This is a genomic window from Microbaculum marinisediminis (assembly GCF_025397915.1).
GTDB lineage: Bacteria > Pseudomonadota > Alphaproteobacteria > Rhizobiales > Tepidamorphaceae > Microbaculum > Microbaculum marinisediminis.
In genome coordinates, this window is the sequence record NZ_JALIDZ010000003.1 from 142,383 (window position 1) to 160,657 (window position 18,275).

Sequence of the window (18,275 nt, forward strand, 5' to 3'; positions counted from 1 at the left end):
GATGCTGAACGTCGAACATGTCGATCTGCACTATGGCGCCGCCCAGGCGCTGCGGGATGTCTCGCTGCCGGCCGAGCCGGGCCGGGTGACCTGCCTGCTCGGGCGTAACGGAGTCGGCAAGACGTCGCTGCTGAAGGCGATCGTCGGCCAGCATCCGGTCAGCGCCGGCGCGATCGTCTGGGAGGGCGGCGACGTGAAGGCCCTGCGCCCCTACGATCGCGCAAAGCGCGGGATCGCCTATGTGCCGCAGGGACGCGAGATCTTTCCGCTGCTCACCGTCCGGGAGAACCTGGAAACCGGCTTCGCCGCGCTTGGCCGGGGCGTGAAACGGGCCGTGCCCGACGAGGTGTTCGAGCTGTTTCCTGTGCTGAAGAGCATGCAGCGGCGGCGCGGCGGCGACCTGTCGGGCGGCCAGCAGCAGCAACTGGCGATCGCCCGGGCGCTGGTGACGCGGCCGAGACTGCTCGTGCTCGACGAACCGACCGAAGGCATCCAGCCTTCGATCATCAAGGACATCGGCCGGGCAATCGCTTATCTTCGCGACAAGGGCGACATGGCAATTCTGCTGGTCGAGCAGTATTTCGATTTTGCCCGCGACCTCGCCGATCGTTTCGCGGTCATGGACCGCGGGGAGATCGTTCTGGCCGGGACGCGGGAAGAGATGGTCGAAGACGATGTACGCCGCCGTCTCACCGTCTGAGAACGCCGCGCCCGTCGGAAGGGCGCTAGCGCCTGCCGGTCTGGAGCGCGCCGAGGGGGCCGTGCGCGTTCGTATCGCCAACGCCGCTGGGCGCAGCCGGCTCGACCGTTGCTATCAGAGCGGCTCGCTCAAGGTTCGGTTCCCCCGTCAATCCGATACCGAGGTTCCGGAGGCCGTCCTCCTCAACACGGCCGGTGGCATCACGGGCGGGGACCGCTTCCGCGCCGAGGCCGAGCTCGATGCGGGTGCCGCATTGACGCTGACCTCGCAGGCTGCCGAGAAAATCTACCGGTCGTCCGGTGGCGAGGGCCGTTTCGACGTCTCCCTGACGCTCGCTGCCGGTGCACGGCTTGCCTGGCTGCCGCACGAAACAATTCTGTTCGACGGCGGACGTTACGAACGTCGGCTCGACGTGATCATGGAGGACGATGCGGAAGCCGTATTGTGCGAAGCCGTCATCCTTGGCCGCGCCGCGCATGGCGAGAGCGTGCGCGACGGCCTGATTGCGGATCGCTGGCGTATTCGCCGCCGTGGCACGCTCGTCTATGCCGACAATACGACGATCCACGGGAACCGGGGAACCGACGGCAGGGCCACGCTCGGCGGAAAGCGGGCGTTCGCCTCCCTCCTGGTGCTGGCGACGAATGCCGAGGCGCGGGTCGCGCCGGCACGCGCGGCACTCGAGGATTGCCCGGCGACCGGCGGGGCGAGTGGCTGGGATGGCATGCTGGCCGTGCGACTGGTCGCCGACGATGGCATGGCCCTGCGGCAGTCCATCATCAAACTCTGCAACGCGACGGCCATCCGGCTGCCGCGCGCCTGGTCCATCTAGAAACCGAGGGAGGCGGGGCGTGAAACTGACGCCGAGAGAAAAAGACAAGCTCCTCGTCGCCATGGCGGCGATGGTCGCACGCAAACGGCTCGAGCGCGGAGTGAGGCTAAACTACCCCGAAACGATGGCCCTCATCTCCGACTTCATCGTCGAGGGCGCGCGCGACGGTCGCTCGGTCGCCGATCTCATGGAAGCCGGCGCGCACGTCGTCTCGGCTGAGCAGGTGATGCCCGGTGTCGCCGACATGATCGACGAGGTGCAGGTCGAGGCGACGTTTCCGGACGGTACCAAGCTCGTCACCGTGCATCAGCCGGTTCGTGGCGCGGCCGAGGTGGCGGTGGTGCCCGGCGTGCTGGAGCCGGCAGACGGGGACATCGCGCTCAATGCCGGCCGCGAGACCGTGACGCTGACGGTCGCCAATACCGGTGACCGTCCGGTACAGGTCGGCAGTCACTACCATTTCCACGAGGCCAACGAAGCGCTCGACTTCGACCGCGAAGCAGCACGCGGCTTCCGGCTGGATATTCCCGCCGGCACGGCGGTGCGCTTCGAACCCGGCCAGACCCGCGAGGTGACGCTCGTCCGGCTTTCCGGCGCGCGTATAGTCTACGGCTTCAACCAGAAAATCATGGGCGCGCTCTAGGCGCGCGACAAAGGGAGAAACATCGAATGAAACTGAGCCTCGCGACATTTCTTGTCATGCTGCCCCTCGCTGCCGTGGCCGAGGATGACAAGATCGATTGCACCGATCCGCAGGTACAGATCGAGCTCAACTACTGCGCCGAGCAATCCTTCCTCGCCGCCGACGCGGAGCTGAACGACATCTACAAGGCGGCCATGGCGGCGATGAAGGAGATCGACGGCTACCTGCCGGAGGATCAGCGCGGCGCGGCCGCCGCCCTGAAGACCGCGCAGCGCAATTGGATCCCCTACCGCGATGACGCCTGTCAGGCGGAAGGCTACCTGGTCAGCGGCGGTTCGATGCTGGGGCTCGTCATCAACGAATGTCTGGAACGTCTGACGCGCCAGCGCATCGGCGACCTGACCATTCTGGTCGAGGGCATGGGGAACTGAACGTGCCGGTCCCGCGTCCGTCCACTCTTGGCAAGTCCGTCCAGGCCCGGTTTCGCCAATCCGGGCCTGGCAGGTTGGAACCCGCACTATTGCGGATCGGGCTGGGCGGGAAGCGTGCGCAGGTAGGCGATGATCGCCTTGAGGTCGTCCGGCTTGGTGTTGGCGTAGTAGCCATAGCCCATCGGCGGCATCATCCGGGTGCCGTCGGGACGCGTGCCGGTGGTTATCATCGCGACGAGTTCCTCGTCACTGTAGCCGGCGATGCCGTCTTCATGCGGCGTCAGGTTGGAGCTGACCGAGACGCCCCAGGCGCCATGGAACGCGAAGCCGCCGGCGCCGAGACGATTGGCGAAGTCGGGTCCCTGCGGCCCTATCGGCGTGTGGCACTCCATGCAATGGGCGATGGGGCCGGCGAGATAGGCGCCGTACTCGGCGGTTGCGCCCGGTTCCGGGCTCGCGACTTCGCCGACCGGCGGGCCATAGCTCGGGGGCAGCGGAATTCGGTAGGTGGATTTCGGCACGGCGTTCTTCACCGGCGGCAGCGCGCGCAGATAGGCGACGATTGCCCCGGCATCCTCGTCGGAAATGCCACGATAGAGGCCGATCGGCATCGGCGGGCCGATGATGGTGCCATCCGGACGCTTACCCTCGCGGATCGCCGTGATGATCTGTTCGTCCGTCCAGGCGCCGATCCCGGTTTCTTCGTCGGGGGTCAGGTTGGATCCGTAGGCGGTGAAGGCTTCGTTGTCCTCGACGAGCCGGCCGGACAGCTCCTTGCCGGGAACGGGGGTGCCGTCGGGCTTGATCGGCGAATGGCAATTGGCGCAGGCGGCGGGGCCGTTCATCAGGTAGGTGCCCCGTTCGAGCGGCGTCTCCGCTTCGGTGGGACTAACGAACCAGGCGATGACGCCTGCCGAGATCAGAATCCGGATTGTTTTCAAGGTCTTTTCTCCAACGGTACGAGCGCCGTCCCCGACGCCGTCGCGTCGCGATGCCGATGCCAAGGCCGGCGGGCTGCCCGTTTAGGTCCGGATCGTTTCAGGACGATTTCAGGGGAAAGGGCCGTGCCTAATTTGCTGGGGCGCAAATCTCCGGGGCAAACATCTCCGGCACCAAACAATCGAAGGATTTGCGCCGCTCGGAACGCAGGAGTTCGGCGCAATGGCTAGGATGTCCCGCAAGGACTATGCCCACATGTTCGGCCCTACCGTCGGCGACAGGCTGCGGCTCGCCGACACGGATCTCTGGATCGAGGTCGAGACGGATTTCACGACCTACGGCGAGGAGGTGAAGTTCGGCGGCGGCAAGGTCATCCGCGACGGCATGGGTCAGAGCCAGGTGACGCGCGAGGACGGCGCGGTCGACACGGTGATCACCAATGCGCTGATCGTCGACCACTGGGGGATCGTCAAGGCCGATGTCGGGCTCAGGGGCGGTCGCATCGTCGGCATCGGCAAGGCCGGAAACCCCGACATCCAGCCGGGTGTCGACATCGTCGTGGGGCCGGGCACCGAGGCCATCGCGGGCGAGGGCAAGATCCTGACCGCTGGCGGGTTCGACGCGCATATCCATTTCATCTGCCCGCAGCAGGTCGACGAGGCGCTCTATTCGGGCGTCACCACCATGCTCGGCGGTGGAACCGGTCCGGCGCACGGGACGCTGGCGACGACCTGTACGCCGGGACCCTGGCACATCGGCCGGATGATCGAGGCCTGCGACGGACTGCCGATGAATATCGGCCTGTCCTGCAAGGGCAACGCGTCGCGGCCGCAGGCGCTCGTCGAGCAGATTCTCGGCGGCGCCTGTTCGCTGAAGCTGCACGAGGACTGGGGCACGACGCCCGCCGCGATTGACTGCTGCCTGTCGGTCGCCGACGACTACGACGTGCAGGTGATGATCCACACCGACACGCTGAACGAGTCGGGCTTCGTCGAGAACACGATCCGGGCCTTCAAGGACCGCACGATCCACGCCTTCCATACCGAGGGTGCGGGCGGCGGTCACGCGCCGGACATCATCAGGGTGTGCGGGCTTTCCAACGTCCTGCCGTCATCGACCAACCCGACACGGCCCTACACGCGGAACACGGTCGACGAGCATCTCGACATGCTGATGGTCTGCCATCATCTCGATCCGTCGATCCCCGAGGACGTGGCGTTTGCCGAGAGCCGCATCCGCAAGGAGACGATCGCGGCGGAGGATATCCTGCACGACATGGGCGCCTTCTCGATCATCGCCTCCGACAGCCAGGCGATGGGCCGGGTCGGCGAGGTGGTGATCCGCACCTGGCAGACGGCGCACAAGATGAAGGTGCAGCGCGGTCGCCTGGCCGAGGAAACCGGCGACAACGACAATGCCCGGGTCAGGCGCTATGTCGCCAAGTATACGATCAACCCGGCGATCGCGCACGGCATGTCGGCGCATATCGGCTCGGTGGAGGTCGGCAAGCGCGCCGATCTGGTGTTGTGGTCCCCGGCCTTCTTCGGCGTGAAGCCGGAGATGGTGTTGCTCGGCGGCTCGATCGTGGCGGCGCCCATGGGTGATCCGAACGCCTCGATCCCGACGCCCGAGCCGGTTCACTACCGCCCGATGTTCGCCGCCTGCGGCAAGTCGCTGACGACGAGCTCGGTGACCTTCGTGTCGCAGGCTGCCGTCGATGCGGGTCTGTCGAACAGGCTCGGCGTGGCGAAGACGCTGGTTCCCGTCGCCGGGACACGCGCCATTTCCAAGGCGAGCATGATCCACAACGCGGCGACGCCGCGCATCGACGTCAATCCGGAGACCTACGAGGTGCGGGCCGACGGCGAATTGCTGACCTGTCCGCCGGCGGAGGTGCTGCCGATGGCGCAGATGTATTTCCTGTTCTGAGGATGGTGATGCTGCGCGCCCTGAAAGTTCTTCCGAAAGGCGGCTACGCGGCGGCCGTCGATACGGTGACGCTCGATCACGACAGCCGCTTCCGCCGCCGTATCGCGCTGACCGGCGCCAAGGGGACGGGGTTCCTGCTCGACCTGCCCGAAGCGGTGGCGCTCAGGGACGGCGACGGGCTCGAACTGGAGGATGGCCGCGTCGTCATCGTCCGTGCGGCGGACGAAGACCTCATGGAGATCACCGCGACCGACGCCCACCACCTGATGCGACTCGCCTGGCATATCGGCAACCGGCATCTGCCCGCGGCGATCGAGGCCGACCGGATCCTGATCCGCCCCGATCACGTGATCGCCGAGATGATCGAAGGGCTCGGCGGCCGGGTGCACGCGGTTCGTGCGCCGTTCGATCCGGAAGGCGGCGCCTATGCGCACGGCGCGCACGATCATGAGCACGATCATGCGCACGCGCATCATTATCATGACGGTGACGGCGATGGTTGACCGGCAGGTCCTCGACCCCGCGGCTCTCTACCGGCTGATGGCCTGGCTCTCCCCGTCCTTTCCCGTGGGCGCCTTCTCGCACAGCCACGGCCTCGAATGGGCTGTCGAGACCGGCGATGTCGTCGACGCGGCAAGCCTTGAGGCCTGGGTCGGGCAGATCCTCCGCTTTGGCGCCGGCCGGCAGGATGCGATCCTGTTTGCCGCGACCTGGCGGGCGATGATCGCGGGCGACAGGCGGCGGCTGGACGAGATCGCCGAGCTCGCGGCGGCGTTGTCGCCATCGAAGGAGCGCGCCGTCGAGACCCTGTCTCAGGGAAAGGCGTTCGTGCTTGCCACCGAAGCGGCGTGGCCTGCGGCCGGCGCGCCGTCGCCGGATGGCGATCTCGCGTATCCGGTCGCGGTCGGTATCGCGGCCGGGCGGCACGGTATCCCGCTCGACGCCTCCCTCGTCGCCTATCTGCACGCCTTCGCGGCGAACATCGTCTCGGCGGGCGTCCGGCTGATACCGCTCGGCCAGACCGACGGGCAGAAGGTAACGGCCGCTCTCGAGCCCGTCGTCGCAGAGGTCGCGGCGGAGGCGGAGACGGCGACCCTCGAAGATCTCGGCGGCTGCGTTTTTTTCGCCGACATCGCGTCGATGCGACACGAAACCCAGTACACGAGGCTGTTCAGGACATGACGAACTCTCCCCACGGACCCTTGAGAGTAGGCATCGGCGGACCGGTCGGCTCGGGCAAGACGGCGCTGATGGAGGCGCTGTGCAAAGCGATGCGTGGCACCTACGACATCGCCGCGATCACCAACGACATCTACACCAAGGAAGACGCGCTGATCCTGACCCGTGCCGGCGCGTTGCCCGTCGAGCGCATCCTCGGGGTGGAGACGGGTGGTTGCCCGCATACGGCGATCCGCGAGGATGCCTCGATCAATCTCGCCGCTGTCGCCGAAATGCGTGGCCGGTTTCCCGATCTCGACCTCGTGCTGATCGAGTCGGGCGGCGACAATCTGGCGGCAACGTTCTCGCCCGAGCTGGCCGATATCACGATCTACGTGATCGATGTCGCCGCCGGCGAGAAGATCCCGCGAAAGGGCGGGCCCGGGATCACCCGATCCGATCTCCTGGTCATCAACAAGATCGACCTGGCGCCGCTGGTCGGGGCGTCGCTCGAGGTGATGGATTCGGACACGAAACGGATGCGCGGTGAACGGCCCTTTGTCTTCACGAACCTGAAAACCGGCGAGGGGCTTCCGACCATCATCGACTTCATCGAGGCAGCCGGCGGGTTGAAGCCGGCCGTCGGAGAGGACGAAACCACGGCTGTCGCCGCCTCGCGTTGAAAGGGGACACCAATGATCAGCAGGATGATGACTGGAAGACTCGCTTTCGTTCTGGCTTTGCTCGCCGCGACGCCGGCGCTCGCCCATGTCGGGGCCGGCGCGACGTCCGGGTTCGCGTTGGGCTTCGCCCATCCGCTACTCGGCCCCGACCACTTGCTCGCGATGGTCGGTGTCGGGCTCTGGGCCGGGCTCGTCGGTGGTTCGGCGCATTGGGTATGGCCGGCCGCATTTGTCGGCGTGATGATTGCCGGCGGGGTCATGGGCATGACCGATGTGCCGTTGTCGTTCGTCGAGCCGGCGATCCTCGCCTCGGTAATCGCGGTGGGCGCGGCGGTTGCGCTGGCCGCCCGGGCGCCGGTCTGGCTCGGGGCGCTGGTGGTCGGCGGTTTCGCGATGTTCCACGGCCATGCGCACGGCACGGAAATCCCCGAGACCGCGGCGGGCTTCGACTATCTGGCGGGATTCGCGCTGGCGACCGCAATCCTTCTTGGCGTCGGGGCCGCAATCACCATCGTACCTGCGCGCTTCCGTGTATCGTCAGTGCTCGTGCGCAGTCTCGGAGCGGGCGTTGCCTTCGCGGGAGCGGCACTCGCCGTCGGCTGACCCGACTGCCTTGAGATGCGCATCGGATAGCGTCATAGACGCTTGGGCGTGTCGATCTGACCGGGTAGCGATACGGGCAGGCAAGGCAAGGACGTGGCAACGGGCAACGGCAAATCGCGGACGGGCGATTTCATCGCCTGGCACGCGCTTTCGACGCGAGATGCGCTTGAGCGTCTGCAAACCGAGCATACCGGCCTCAGCGCGCGGGATGCGGCCGCGCGGCTGCGCCGTTTTGGTCCCAACCTGCTGCCGGAAGCGCCACGCCGTCCCGCCTGGCTGCGCTTTCTCGCCCATTTTCACAATGTCCTCGTCTATCTGCTGATCGCCGCGGCGGCGATCACGGTGTCGATCGGCCACTACGTCGATGCCGTGGTGATCGTCGCCGTGGTGGTGGTCAACGCGGTGATCGGCTTCGTTCAGGAGGGGCGCGCCGAGGCGGCCCTTGAGGCGATCCGCAAGATGCTGTCGCCGCAGGCCGCGGTGCTGCGCGACGGGCGGCGCCTGACGCTCGATGCGGCCGAACTGGTGCCCGGGGACGTCGTGCTGCTGGAACCGGGCGATCGCGTTCCCGCGGATCTTCGGCTGCTGCACGTGAAGGGCCTGGAGATCGACGAGGCGGTGCTGACCGGTGAATCGCTGCCCGTGGGAAAGCAGGTCGCGACGGTCGGGCACGATGCGGCGATCGGCGACCGGGCCGATCTTGCCTTCTTCGGCACGCTGGTGACCCGTGGTCACGCCTCGGGTGTCGTGGTGGAAACCGGACCGCTCACCGAAATCGGCCGGATCGGCACGCTGATCGAGGGCATTGGCACGGTGACGACGCCGCTGCTCAGGCGCGTCGCTCGATTCGGCCAGGGATTGGCGGCCGTCGTGCTTGTCGCGTCGGCGGCGGTGTTCGCCTGGGGCGTGCTCGTCGATCGGTTTCCGATGGGCGACATGTTCCTGGCCGCCGTTGGTCTCGCGGTTGCCGCCATCCCCGAAGAACTGCCCGCAATCCTGACGATCGCGCTCGCCTTCGGTGTCGAGCGGATGGCGCGGCGCCACGCGATCGTGCGGCGCTTGCCGGCCGTCGAGGCGCTCGGGTCTGTCACCGTGATCTGCTCCGACAAGACAGGGACGCTGACCCGCAACGACATGGTCGTCGAGGAAGTCGCGACGGACGATACGCTCTATCGGATCACCGGAACCGGCTACACGCCGGATGGCGGCGTCCTGGTCGAGAACGGGCCGGTCGATGGGGCGGCGGAACCCGCTCTCGTTGAGCTCGCGCGCGCCTCCGGCCTGTGCTCGGACGCCCGGTTGCGTCGCGATCATAACGGCGACTGGCACGTCGAGGGCGATCCGATGGAAGGCGCACTGCTCGCCTTTGCCGCGAAAGTGGGAATAGACCGCGACGAAGACAGCGCAGTCATGCCGCGGCTCGACACGATCCCGTTCGAATCCGAGTCCCAGCTGATGGCGACGCTGCACCGCGTCGACGATGGCGGCGTCATCTACGTGAAGGGGGCCCCGGAGCGCCTGCTCGCCCTTTGCGACCGGCAGCGCGACAGGGTTCGTGACGAGCGCATCGACCTGGCGATGTGGCATCGCCGACTGGAGGACATGACGGCCGCCGGGGAACGCGTGATAGCGGTTGCCTGCCGGGCTGTACCCGCGAGCCTGACGGACATGGAATTCGGCGACCTCGAGGAGGGGCTGACCATGCTCGGGCTGATCGGTCTTGCCGATCCGCCGCGGCCGGAAGCGATATCCGCGGTGGCCGACTGCCGCGCCGCCGGCATCCGCATCAAGATGATCACCGGCGACCATCCGGAGACCGCGCGGGCGATCGCGGGGCGGTTCGGCCTGTCGACGGACGAGGTGATGACCGGCCGCGATTTCGACCTTCTCGCACCGGGCGAACTCGCCCAGCGGGCAGCCGAGATCGACGTGTTCGCGCGTACCAGTCCCGAGCACAAGTTGCGTCTCGTAGAGGCGCTGCAGAACAAGGGCGAGATCGTCGCGATGACCGGCGACGGCGTCAACGACGCGCCGGCCCTGAAACGCGCCGACGTCGGCGTCGCGATGGGGATCAAGGGGTCGGAGGCGGCTAAGGAAGCCGCGCAGATCGTGCTCGCCGACGACAACTTCGCCTCGATCGCCAAGGCGGTGCAGCAGGGGCGTACCATCTACGAGAACATCCGCAAGTCGATCGCCTTCATGCTGCCGACCAACGGCGGCGAGGCGATGATCGTGATCGGTGCGATCCTCGTCGGGTTGCCGTTACCGATCACACCGATCCAGATCCTGTGGATCAACATGGTGACGACCGTCACCCTGGCGCTGGCGCTCGCCGTCGAGCCGGCCGAGGCCGATATCATGAAGCGTCCGCCGCGCCCGCCGGGGGAACCGATTATCGGCGCCTATCTGATCTGGCGCACGGCCTATGTCTCCGTGCTGATGACGGTCGCGGTCTTCGCGCTGTTTATTCACGTCGAGAGCGACAACGGGCTCGACCATGCCCGCAGTCTCGCGGTCAACGTGATCGTCGCCTTCGAGGCCGCCTATCTGTTCAACAGCCGGTTTGTCCGCCGGTCCGTCCTGTCGAGGCGCGGCCTGTTCGGCAGTGTGCCGGTACTTGTGGCCGTCGCCGCTGTCGTCGTTTTGCAGCTTGTGTTCACCTATGTGCCGCTGTTTCAGACGATGTTCGACACTAGATCCCTGAGCCTTTCCGACTGGGGGCTGGTCGTCGGCGCGGCCGGCGGGCTCTTTCTGATCGTCGAGACCGAGAAACTGCTCGCCCGCCGCGTCCTGTGGGCCTGACGCGGTTTGAGCGCTTGGCAAAGCGCACCGGCGGGCCGATGATCGCGGCATGAAAGCGGGAAACAAGAAAACCGGCGTTCGGCTGCGGGTGGTGCTCGTGCCCGGCGTCGCGCTAGGGCCCGGAAAGGCGGATCTGCTGGAGGCGATCGCCGAAACCGGCTCGATATCGGCGGCCGGGCGACGCATGACGATGAGCTACAAGCGGGCCTGGTCGCTGGTCAACGAAATGAACGGCTGGTTCGCCGGTCCTCTGGTGGAAACCGGCAAGGGCGGCGCCGGCGGCGGCGGGGCGCAGCTCACGGCGCTCGGCGAGCGGGTGCGCGAGGCCTATCGGCGGATGGAACAGGCCGCAAGCGCGGCCGTCGAGGCCGATATCGCCGCGCTGCGGGCAGAAATCAGCGATATGTCCAAATGAATATAACGCTTGGCAACTCCGCCCGATGGTCGATATATTTGATCAGACATATCGATGGGGGATGGCCATGAGTTGGACGACGTCATTGTTTCGGGGGGTATTGGGTGCTGCGGCCGGGGTACTGTCCGTCCTGACCGTCTTGTCCGGGTTGGTCGGCCAGGTCCAAGCGGACGACGCGCCGCCGATCGCGGTCGCCGCCAACCTGCAGGCAGCGATGGAGGAAATCGCAGACGCGTTCACGGCCGAGACGGGGCTCGAACCGCGGCTGACATTCGGCTCGTCCGGGAACTTCGCCGCGCAGATCCGCCAGGGGGCGCCGTTCGAACTGTTCTTTTCCGCTGACGAGCGCTACGTGCTCGACCTTGCCCGCGACGGCTTCACCCGCGACGAGGGGCTGCTCTACGGCAGCGGCCGAATCGTGCTCATCGTTCCGAAAGGCTCGCCGCTGAAGGCCGACGGGAGCCTGGACGATCTCAAGGCCGCGATCGCCGATGGACGGCTCACCCGCTTCGCGATCGCCAACCCGGAACATGCCCCTTACGGCCAGGCCGCGCAGCAAGCGCTGCAACATGCGGGGCTGTGGCAGCCGATCCAGCCGAAGCTGGTGCTCGGCGAGAACGTCAGCCAGACGGCCCTGTTCGCCACCTCGGGCAACGCCCAGGGCGGCATCGTCGCCTATTCGCTCGCCCTGTCGCCCAAGGTGATGCCGGTCGCCGATCACGCGCTGATCGCGGCGGACTGGCATGCGCCGCTGAACCAGCGAATGGCGCTTCTGAAAGATGCGGGACCGACCGCCGAGCGCTTCTATTCGTTTGTGCAGAGCCCGCCGGCCCGCGCGATATTCCGCAGGTACGGCTACGCCCTGCCCGGGGAACCGGACTGAGGAGGTCTCGAGGGGGAGATGGACTGGACCGCACTCTGGCTGTCGCTGCGCCTGGGCTTCTTCGCGGTCCTGGTCCTGTTGCCGATCGGCATCGTCGTCGGGCGGCTGCTGGCCTACCGGCAGTTTCGCGGCAAGGGCATCGTCGAGGCACTGGTGGCGTTGCCGCTGATCCTGCCGCCGACGGTGTTCGGGTATTACTTGCTGGTCGCCTTCGGCGCGGCGTCACCGGTTGGCCGGATCTGGGAAACGCTGTTCGGCGGTTCGCTGGTGTTCACCTTCGAGGGCCTGCTCGTCGCCTCGGTGATCGTCAACCTGCCGTTCGCGATCCAGCCGATGCAGCGGGCCTTCGAGGCGATCCCGCCGGAGGTGCGGGAGGCCGCAGCCTGTTCCGGCATGAGTCCGCTCAAGGCGCTCAGGCGCATCGAGATCCCGCTCGCCTGGCCGGGGATCGCCACGGCGATGGTTCTGAGTTTCGCCCACACGCTCGGCGAGTTCGGCGTGGTGCTGATGGTCGGCGGCGCGATACCCGGCGAGACCCGCACGATCGCCATCGCGATCTACGATCGGGTCCAGGCCTTCGACGGCGTCGCGGCGGCGCAGATGTCCGCCTTCCTGCTTGCCCTGTCGCTCGTGACCATCGCCTTGACCATCGCCTTGTCGCGGCGTGTCGGACGGCGCCTCGGCTGATGCCCGACCTCAAGGCGCATATCCGGCAGGCGAAGCCGATCCCGCTCGACGCGGACCTCTCGTGCGCGCCCGGCGAGGTTCTGGCGTTGGTCGGACCGTCGGGCAGCGGCAAGTCGACGATCCTGCGGGTTATCGCCGGGCTCTACCGACCCGACGAGGGCAGGGTCGGTGTCGGCGAGGAAACCTGGCTGGATACCGCGGCGGGAACGGCCTTGCCGGCCTATCGGCGCACCGTCGGCTTCGTGTTCCAGAGCTACGCGCTGTTCCCGCACATGACGGCGCAGGCCAATGTCGAGGCGGCGCTCGATCACGTCGGCACGGAAAGGCGTTCCGCACGGGCGCGCGAATTGCTGACGCTGGTTCATCTCGACGGCCTCGAGGGGCGGCGGCCGGCCGAACTCTCCGGCGGGCAGCAGCAGAGGGTCGCGGTGGCGCGGGCGCTGGCACGCGATCCGAAAGTGCTGCTGCTCGACGAGCCGTTCTCCGCCGTCGACCGGGCGACCCGCAAGAGGCTCTACCGCGAAATCGCCGAGCTGCGCCGCAGTCTCGACGTGCCCGTCATCCTGGTCACCCACGATCTCGACGAGGCGGTGATGCTGGCCGATCGGATTGCCGTCCTCCATCGCGGCCGCATCCTGCAGACGGGGACCCCGCAGGAGATCACGACACGGCCGGCGTCACCGGAAGTGGCGCGGCTCGTCGATCTGCGGAACGTGTTCGAGGCGACCATTCTGGAAGGCGGCGAGAGCGGCTGTGTGCTCGATTGGGCAGGTCACCGCCTGGAGATCCCGGCGCAACGGCGCTTCGCGGCCGGCGCCCGCGTCGCTTGGGTTATCCCAGATGGATTCGTGGTGCTGCACCGGCGTGACCGGCCTTCGCGCGGGGAGCGCGAAAACCCGGTGTCCGGCTTGGTCGATACTGTGCTGGCGATCGGGCAGACCGTGCACGTGACCATGCGGATCGACGGGCCGGAGGACCTGCCGCTGCACTTCTCGGTGCCCGCCCATGTCGCCCGCCGCAACAGCGTTGATGCGGGCACCGCCATCACGGTTTCGCTGCTGGCCGAGGGCATCCATCTGATGCCGCGCTCGGAGGATCCGTCCCCGGCGGGTGAAAGGCTCTAGGCCGCCTTGGCGGTCAGGAACTCGCCCATGCTGTTGATGGCGCGGCGGATGTTCTCTGTCGAGTTGGCGTAGGAGACGCGGATATAGCCCTCGCCATGGACGCCGAAATCCGGGCCGCCGATGGTGGCAACGCCGGCATCCTCGAGCAGGGCCGAGGCAAGCGGCTTGGCCTGCCAGCCCGTCTCCTTGATGTTCGGGAAGGCGTAGAAGGCGCCCTTCGGCGTGCGGCAGGAGATGCCCGGCAGCCCGTTCAGTCCCTCGACGACCACGGATCGGCGGCGGTCGAATTCGGCGACCATATCGGCGACCGCGTCCTGCGGGCCTTCGAGGGCGGCGAGGCCGGCGAACTGGGCCGCGGCGTTGACGCAGGAATAGGAGTTGACGGCGAGCTTGCGGGCATAGTCGTGCAGTTTTCTCGGCCACACCGAGTAGCCCATGCGCCATCCGGTCATGGCATAGGTCTTGGACCAGCCGTCGAGCAGGATCAGCCGGTCGCGAATGTCGGGATAGGCGAGCAGGGTGCGGTGCTCCAGCCCGTCATAGGTCATCTGACCGTAGATCTCGTCCGACATCACCGCGACGTCGGGATGGCGGGCAAGCCCCGCGACGAGCTTGTCGATCTCTTCCTTGGGCGTGACTCCACCGGTCGGATTGGCGGGGCTGTTGAGAATCAGGAGCCGAGTCCGGGGCGTGATCAGCGCCAGGGTCTCCTCGGCCGAAAAAGCGAAATCGTTCTCTTCGCGGATCGGCACCGGGACCGGCCGCGCTCCGGTGAACTCGATCATCGAGCGATAGATGGGGAAGCCAGGGTCGGGATAGAGGATCTCGGCGCCGGGCTCTCCGAACATCAGGATCGCCATGAACATGGTCACTTTTCCGCCCGGCACGATCAGCACCAGATCGGGGTCGACCTCGACGGACAGGCGTTTGTGGATGTCCGCGGCCACGGCCTCGCGTAGCGGCAGGATGCCGGTTGCCGGCGTGTAGCCGTGATGACCGTCGCGCAACGCCTTCACCGCGGCCTCGACGATATGGTCGGGCGTGCGGAAATCCGGCTGTCCGATACCTAGATTGATGATGTCGCGGCCGGCAGCGGCGAGCGTCGTCGCTCGCGCCAGCACGGCAAACGCGTTCTCTTCGCCTATACGGTCGAATGATGCGACGGTCTTGAGCACGGGGTCGGTCCTCCTCTAGCGCCGGGGCTAGCTAACGCCATCGATCAGCGCGTTGCAAACCCCGGCAGAGTAGAGAAACGCGTGCCTCAGGCAGCCGTCTCGTCGTAAACGTCCAGATCGGTGTCGACGTCCGCCTCCGCGGTGGCATCGCCGTCGAGCGAAGCCTCTACGGCCATCAGCAGCTTGATCAACTTGGCGCGATCCTTTTCGGGGACGTTGCGCATGGTCATCTGTTCGAGCCGCTTCCAGCGTTTCTTCAGCTCGATACCGCGCGAACGTCCTTCGTCGGTCAGGAATACACGCGCACTGCGTGCATCGGTCTCCGACGCGATGCGCCGCACCAGGCCCTGGGCGGCCATACGGGACACCATTTTCGTGACCGTGGGCGGTTTGACCCTGAGCTGGGCAGCGAGCTTCGTCATCGGCTGCCCGTCGTCTTCCAGGAGGACCTGAAGGACGTTTTCCTGCCCGGGGTGTATGCCAATTTCACCGAGCATCGTATGTGCCCGAGCCCGATGCAGTCGCGCCGCGCGGGTGAGACGCAGCCCGACCGAATCTTCGTACCATTTCTTCATTTCAAGGAAGTCCCCCAACTCCCGGAGTGGATGATTGCCGTAATGGCGGTGACTTTAGCAACCTACTTCCATTAGTTGAGTTTACAAGTCATAAGTCGGCATAACTGATATACGCGATTCAAATAGCGGGCGCGGCTGTCCGGCGTCGACGTGTCCATTTTATAGTGAGCCGCGTAACAGGTCTTGCATTTTGGATGGCAGAGCCACCGTATTCCACGCAAAATTGTTCTGCGGCCGGGCTCCCCCACGAATTTCGACATCCACCAGCTTGCACCGCAGGTTGTGAACACGGCGATTTTCCGGATGTTCGTCAGTTTCGGGCCCATCGGTGACGACTCGTCGGGCATCTCGAAGGTTGCGTGCGGCACGAACACCCGATCGCACCAGCCTTTCAGCATCGCCGGAAGGCCGAACCACCAGGTCGGATAGACAAAAACCAGTATTTCCGCCCATTTCAGCAGAGCGAGATGGTCTGCGACGGGGGCTTCGTTTTCGTGCGGCGTATGGTAGCCGCGCCGCTCGGCGGGGCTCATCACTGGATCGAAGCCGCTTTCGTAAAGGTCAATTAGCCGCACCTCGTGGCCCGATTCGCCAAGGGCGCCGAGAACCGTGTCGAGAACGGCCCGATTGAAGCTCTCCTCGCAGGGATGGCAGTAGACCACGAGGGCTCGCATCAGAAGCGTTCCATCAGGCGCACGACTGATTCGAGGTGCTTATCGAGCGTTGCCCGGTCATTGCGGTTCATGTCGTACAGCGCGCGATAGTCGACGCGGGCGCCGGGCGACGTCGCGCGCAGCAGGCGCTTGACGATCTTTCGCGGCGCGTCGCCGAGGACGAAGGCGCGCAGACGCGTTCCACCATAGGTAGTGATCGCGGTGATCCGCTTGAGGTGGGACAGGTTCGGCGAGACCTTGCCGTCTTCCAGGCGGAACGACACGCCGGGCAGAAAGACGCGGTCGAAATAGCCTTTCAGTATCGCGGGGAAGCCGTAGTTCCACACCGGGAATACCAGCACGAGCGCCTCGGCTGCCAACAGCCGGTCGACATGGGGAGCGACCGGATCGCGGTTCTGCGGCACGTCATGATAGCCGAGCCTCTCCTCGCGGCTCAGTCGCGGTTCGAAGTCCTCGGCATAAAGATCGCAGTCGTCCACCTCGTGGCCGCTGGCGCGCAGCGTGTCGACGACGCGAGCGTGCAAGGCGGCGCAGAAGCTCGTTTCGACGGGGTGGGCGTAGACGATCAGGACTCGCATGTGCGGTGCGCCGGACCGACCTCACTTCGCCTGTTCGAGACCGGGGAACAGATAGACCTTGTGGGCGGCGAAGTCGAAGTCGGGATCCTCGAAGGCGACCATCTTGCCAGGGTTGAGCAGGCCTTTCGGATCGGCCTCGCGCTTGAAGGCGAGCTGGACCTCGTCGGTCTGTTTCATGCCGCCTTCCTCCAGCGTGTAGCGATGCGCATTGAAGATCACGCAGCCCATATCCTCGTGGATGCGCATGATCTCCTCCAGCCGCTCTTCAGTGGTGAAGCGCACGATCGGCAGGCCGAAGCAGGTGACATTGCCGTCGAAGCGGACGAATTCCAGATGGGCCACGACCTCGTCGCCGAAGTGCGCGTGAACCTTTTCGACGAGCGCGAGCTGATCCGGGAAAGGATAGAGAACCTGAAGATACGTGATGCTGTCGTCGACCCTCAACCCGCGCAGCGTGGTGTGATTCCAGGCCAGCTCGTAGGCCGGCGGGAGCCGCTTCAGGTCATCGGCGGTATCCGAGCGGAACAGGATCTCGCCGGCGGTGCGCTCGGTATAGGCGATCAGCGACTCGACCGCGTGCGGCGCGACCATGACGAGGCAGACGCTCTTGCCCTCCGGAATGAACTTGCGATGGCGCAGGAAATAATCGTGCGGAATCGGCGCGGCTATCGGGGTGACGAGCTTGAGCAGGAGACCGTCGTGGGTGCCGAGCGTGTTGCCGTAGCGGGCCGCGTCCATGAAGTCGTCGAACCCGACGATGACGTCGACCCAGTCGTAGGCCGCGGTCAGCGGGATCTCGATCTCGGTGATGACGCCGTTGGTGCCATAGGCATGGCTGACCTTCTGCAGGTCCCAGCCGTCGAGCTCGAGCACGCGTGGGGTCTCTTCCATGGTGACGACGCGAAGGCGAAGGACATTGCCGAGATCGCGCAGGCCGCCCCAGCGGATCGAGCCGACGCCCCCCGAGCCGCCGCCGATGAAGCCGCCTATGGACGCGGTCTTGGCGGTGGAGGGATGCATGCGCATCTCCTGGCCGGAATCGGCGCGGGCGGCCTGGTCGAGATCGTGCAAGATGACGCCCGGCTCGCAGACGAGACGGCCGGGCTTGATGTCGATGATCCGGTTCATCTCGGCCATGTTGAGGATGATGCCACCCGACAGCGGCATCGCCTGGCCGTAGTTGCCGGTACCGCAACCGCGGACCGTCACGGGGACGTCCATCGCAAAACAGGTCCTGAGGACGTGGACGACCTCGGCCTCGCTCTTCGGGGTCACCACCAAATCTGCACTGACGGCGTCGAGCTGGCGCTTCAGGACCGGGCTGTACCAGAAGAAGTCGCGGCTCTTCTGCTTAACCAGCGCCGGATTGTCCTCGATCTTCAGGCCTTCAAGCGCCTTCTTCAGCGCGGCGAGGTCGGTCATCGTCTTCTCCGTCCGTCTTGTT

At 66.2% G+C, this 18,275-nt stretch carries 20 protein-coding genes; 14 read left to right on the top strand and 6 right to left on the bottom strand.

Annotated features, from left to right (window positions below):
- The first annotated feature begins 1 nt into the window (after window position 1).
- The 4 genes from urtE to MUB46_RS06780 all read left to right on the top strand — a co-directional run bounded on the left by urtE (window position 2) and on the right by MUB46_RS06780 (window position 2,606).
- Window positions 2-700, top strand: a complete 699-nt coding sequence (gene urtE / locus MUB46_RS06765; RefSeq protein WP_261615125.1) for an urea ABC transporter ATP-binding subunit UrtE — start codon at window positions 2-4, stop codon at window positions 698-700.
- A gap of 61 nt (window positions 701-761) precedes the next feature.
- The gene (locus tag MUB46_RS06770) at window positions 762-1,532 is read left to right on the top strand and encodes an urease accessory protein UreD (RefSeq protein WP_261615126.1); all 771 of its coding nucleotides are present in this window, start codon (window positions 762-764) and stop codon (window positions 1,530-1,532) included.
- A gap of 19 nt (window positions 1,533-1,551) precedes the next feature.
- Window positions 1,552-2,175, top strand: coding sequence for an urease subunit beta (locus tag MUB46_RS06775; RefSeq protein ID WP_261615127.1), 624 nt, complete (start codon window positions 1,552-1,554; stop codon window positions 2,173-2,175).
- Window positions 2,176-2,201: 26 nt separating this feature from the next.
- The gene (locus MUB46_RS06780) at window positions 2,202-2,606 is read left to right on the top strand and encodes a lysozyme inhibitor LprI family protein (RefSeq protein ID WP_261615128.1); all 405 of its coding nucleotides are present in this window, start codon (window positions 2,202-2,204) and stop codon (window positions 2,604-2,606) included.
- An 86-nt stretch (window positions 2,607-2,692) separates the two neighbouring features.
- On the opposite strand, the gene MUB46_RS06785 is transcribed toward MUB46_RS06780, so the two are convergent.
- Window positions 2,693-3,547, bottom strand: coding sequence for a cytochrome c family protein (locus MUB46_RS06785; protein WP_261615129.1), 855 nt, complete (start codon window positions 3,545-3,547; stop codon window positions 2,693-2,695).
- Between the two features lie 220 nt (window positions 3,548-3,767).
- Here MUB46_RS06785 and ureC point away from each other — a divergent pair, with 220 nt between their 5' ends.
- The 10 genes from ureC (at window position 3,768) to MUB46_RS06835 (ending at window position 13,829) form a co-directional block, all read left to right on the top strand.
- Window positions 3,768-5,474, top strand: a complete 1,707-nt coding sequence (ureC, locus tag MUB46_RS06790) for an urease subunit alpha (protein ID WP_261615130.1) — start codon at window positions 3,768-3,770, stop codon at window positions 5,472-5,474.
- A gap of 8 nt (window positions 5,475-5,482) precedes the next feature.
- Window positions 5,483-5,977 carry an urease accessory protein UreE gene (gene ureE / locus MUB46_RS06795; protein ID WP_261615131.1) on the top strand — a complete coding sequence of 165 codons (495 nt, stop codon included), beginning with the start codon at window positions 5,483-5,485 and terminating at the stop codon, window positions 5,975-5,977.
- Window positions 5,955-6,656, top strand: coding sequence for an urease accessory protein UreF (locus tag MUB46_RS06800; RefSeq protein WP_261615536.1), 702 nt, complete (start codon window positions 5,955-5,957; stop codon window positions 6,654-6,656). Before ureE ends, MUB46_RS06800 begins: the two co-directional genes overlap by 23 nt.
- On the top strand, window positions 6,653-7,315 hold the full coding sequence (ureG, locus tag MUB46_RS06805; protein ID WP_261615132.1) for an urease accessory protein UreG: 663 nt from the start codon (window positions 6,653-6,655) through the stop codon (window positions 7,313-7,315). The genes MUB46_RS06800 and ureG overlap by 4 nt, the downstream gene beginning before the upstream one ends.
- Before the next feature lie 24 nt (window positions 7,316-7,339).
- On the top strand, window positions 7,340-7,918 hold the full coding sequence (locus tag MUB46_RS06810; protein WP_261615133.1) for a HupE/UreJ family protein: 579 nt from the start codon (window positions 7,340-7,342) through the stop codon (window positions 7,916-7,918).
- A gap of 93 nt (window positions 7,919-8,011) precedes the next feature.
- A complete protein-coding gene (locus tag MUB46_RS06815; protein ID WP_261615134.1) occupies window positions 8,012-10,720 on the top strand; it encodes an HAD-IC family P-type ATPase in 2,709 nt (902 codons plus the stop codon).
- Between the two features lie 49 nt (window positions 10,721-10,769).
- Window positions 10,770-11,135: a winged helix-turn-helix domain-containing protein gene (locus MUB46_RS06820; RefSeq protein ID WP_261615135.1), complete on the top strand. Its 366-nt coding sequence runs from the start codon at window positions 10,770-10,772 to the stop codon at window positions 11,133-11,135.
- Window positions 11,136-11,202: 67 nt separating this feature from the next.
- Entirely contained in the window at window positions 11,203-12,018 is an 816-nt protein-coding gene (gene modA / locus MUB46_RS06825) for a molybdate ABC transporter substrate-binding protein (protein ID WP_261615136.1), read from the top strand.
- An 18-nt stretch (window positions 12,019-12,036) separates the two neighbouring features.
- Complete coding sequence (gene modB, locus MUB46_RS06830; protein ID WP_261615137.1) at window positions 12,037-12,705, top strand: molybdate ABC transporter permease subunit; 669 nt, start codon at window positions 12,037-12,039, stop codon at window positions 12,703-12,705.
- Window positions 12,705-13,829 carry an ABC transporter ATP-binding protein gene (locus tag MUB46_RS06835; RefSeq protein WP_261615138.1) on the top strand — a complete coding sequence of 375 codons (1,125 nt, stop codon included), beginning with the start codon at window positions 12,705-12,707 and terminating at the stop codon, window positions 13,827-13,829. Before modB ends, MUB46_RS06835 begins: the two co-directional genes overlap by 1 nt.
- Here MUB46_RS06835 and MUB46_RS06840 read toward each other — a convergent pair.
- The 5 genes from MUB46_RS06840 to MUB46_RS06860 form a co-directional block, all read right to left on the bottom strand.
- Window positions 13,826-15,004, bottom strand: a complete 1,179-nt coding sequence (locus MUB46_RS06840) for a pyridoxal phosphate-dependent aminotransferase (protein WP_261615139.1) — start codon at window positions 15,002-15,004, stop codon at window positions 13,826-13,828. The genes MUB46_RS06835 and MUB46_RS06840 overlap by 4 nt on opposite strands.
- A gap of 86 nt (window positions 15,005-15,090) precedes the next feature.
- The gene (locus tag MUB46_RS06845) at window positions 15,091-15,579 is read right to left on the bottom strand and encodes a MarR family winged helix-turn-helix transcriptional regulator (RefSeq protein ID WP_261615140.1); all 489 of its coding nucleotides are present in this window, start codon (window positions 15,577-15,579) and stop codon (window positions 15,091-15,093) included.
- 71 nt (window positions 15,580-15,650) lie between these two features.
- The gene (locus tag MUB46_RS06850) at window positions 15,651-16,253 is read right to left on the bottom strand and encodes an NAD(P)H-dependent oxidoreductase (protein ID WP_261615141.1); all 603 of its coding nucleotides are present in this window, start codon (window positions 16,251-16,253) and stop codon (window positions 15,651-15,653) included.
- Window positions 16,253-16,831 carry an NAD(P)H-dependent oxidoreductase gene (locus MUB46_RS06855; RefSeq protein ID WP_261615142.1) on the bottom strand — a complete coding sequence of 193 codons (579 nt, stop codon included), beginning with the start codon at window positions 16,829-16,831 and terminating at the stop codon, window positions 16,253-16,255. The genes MUB46_RS06850 and MUB46_RS06855 overlap by 1 nt, the downstream gene beginning before the upstream one ends.
- Before the next feature lie 21 nt (window positions 16,832-16,852).
- On the bottom strand, window positions 16,853-18,253 hold the full coding sequence (locus MUB46_RS06860; protein ID WP_261615143.1) for an FAD-binding oxidoreductase: 1,401 nt from the start codon (window positions 18,251-18,253) through the stop codon (window positions 16,853-16,855).
- Window positions 18,254-18,275 lie beyond the last annotated feature (22 nt).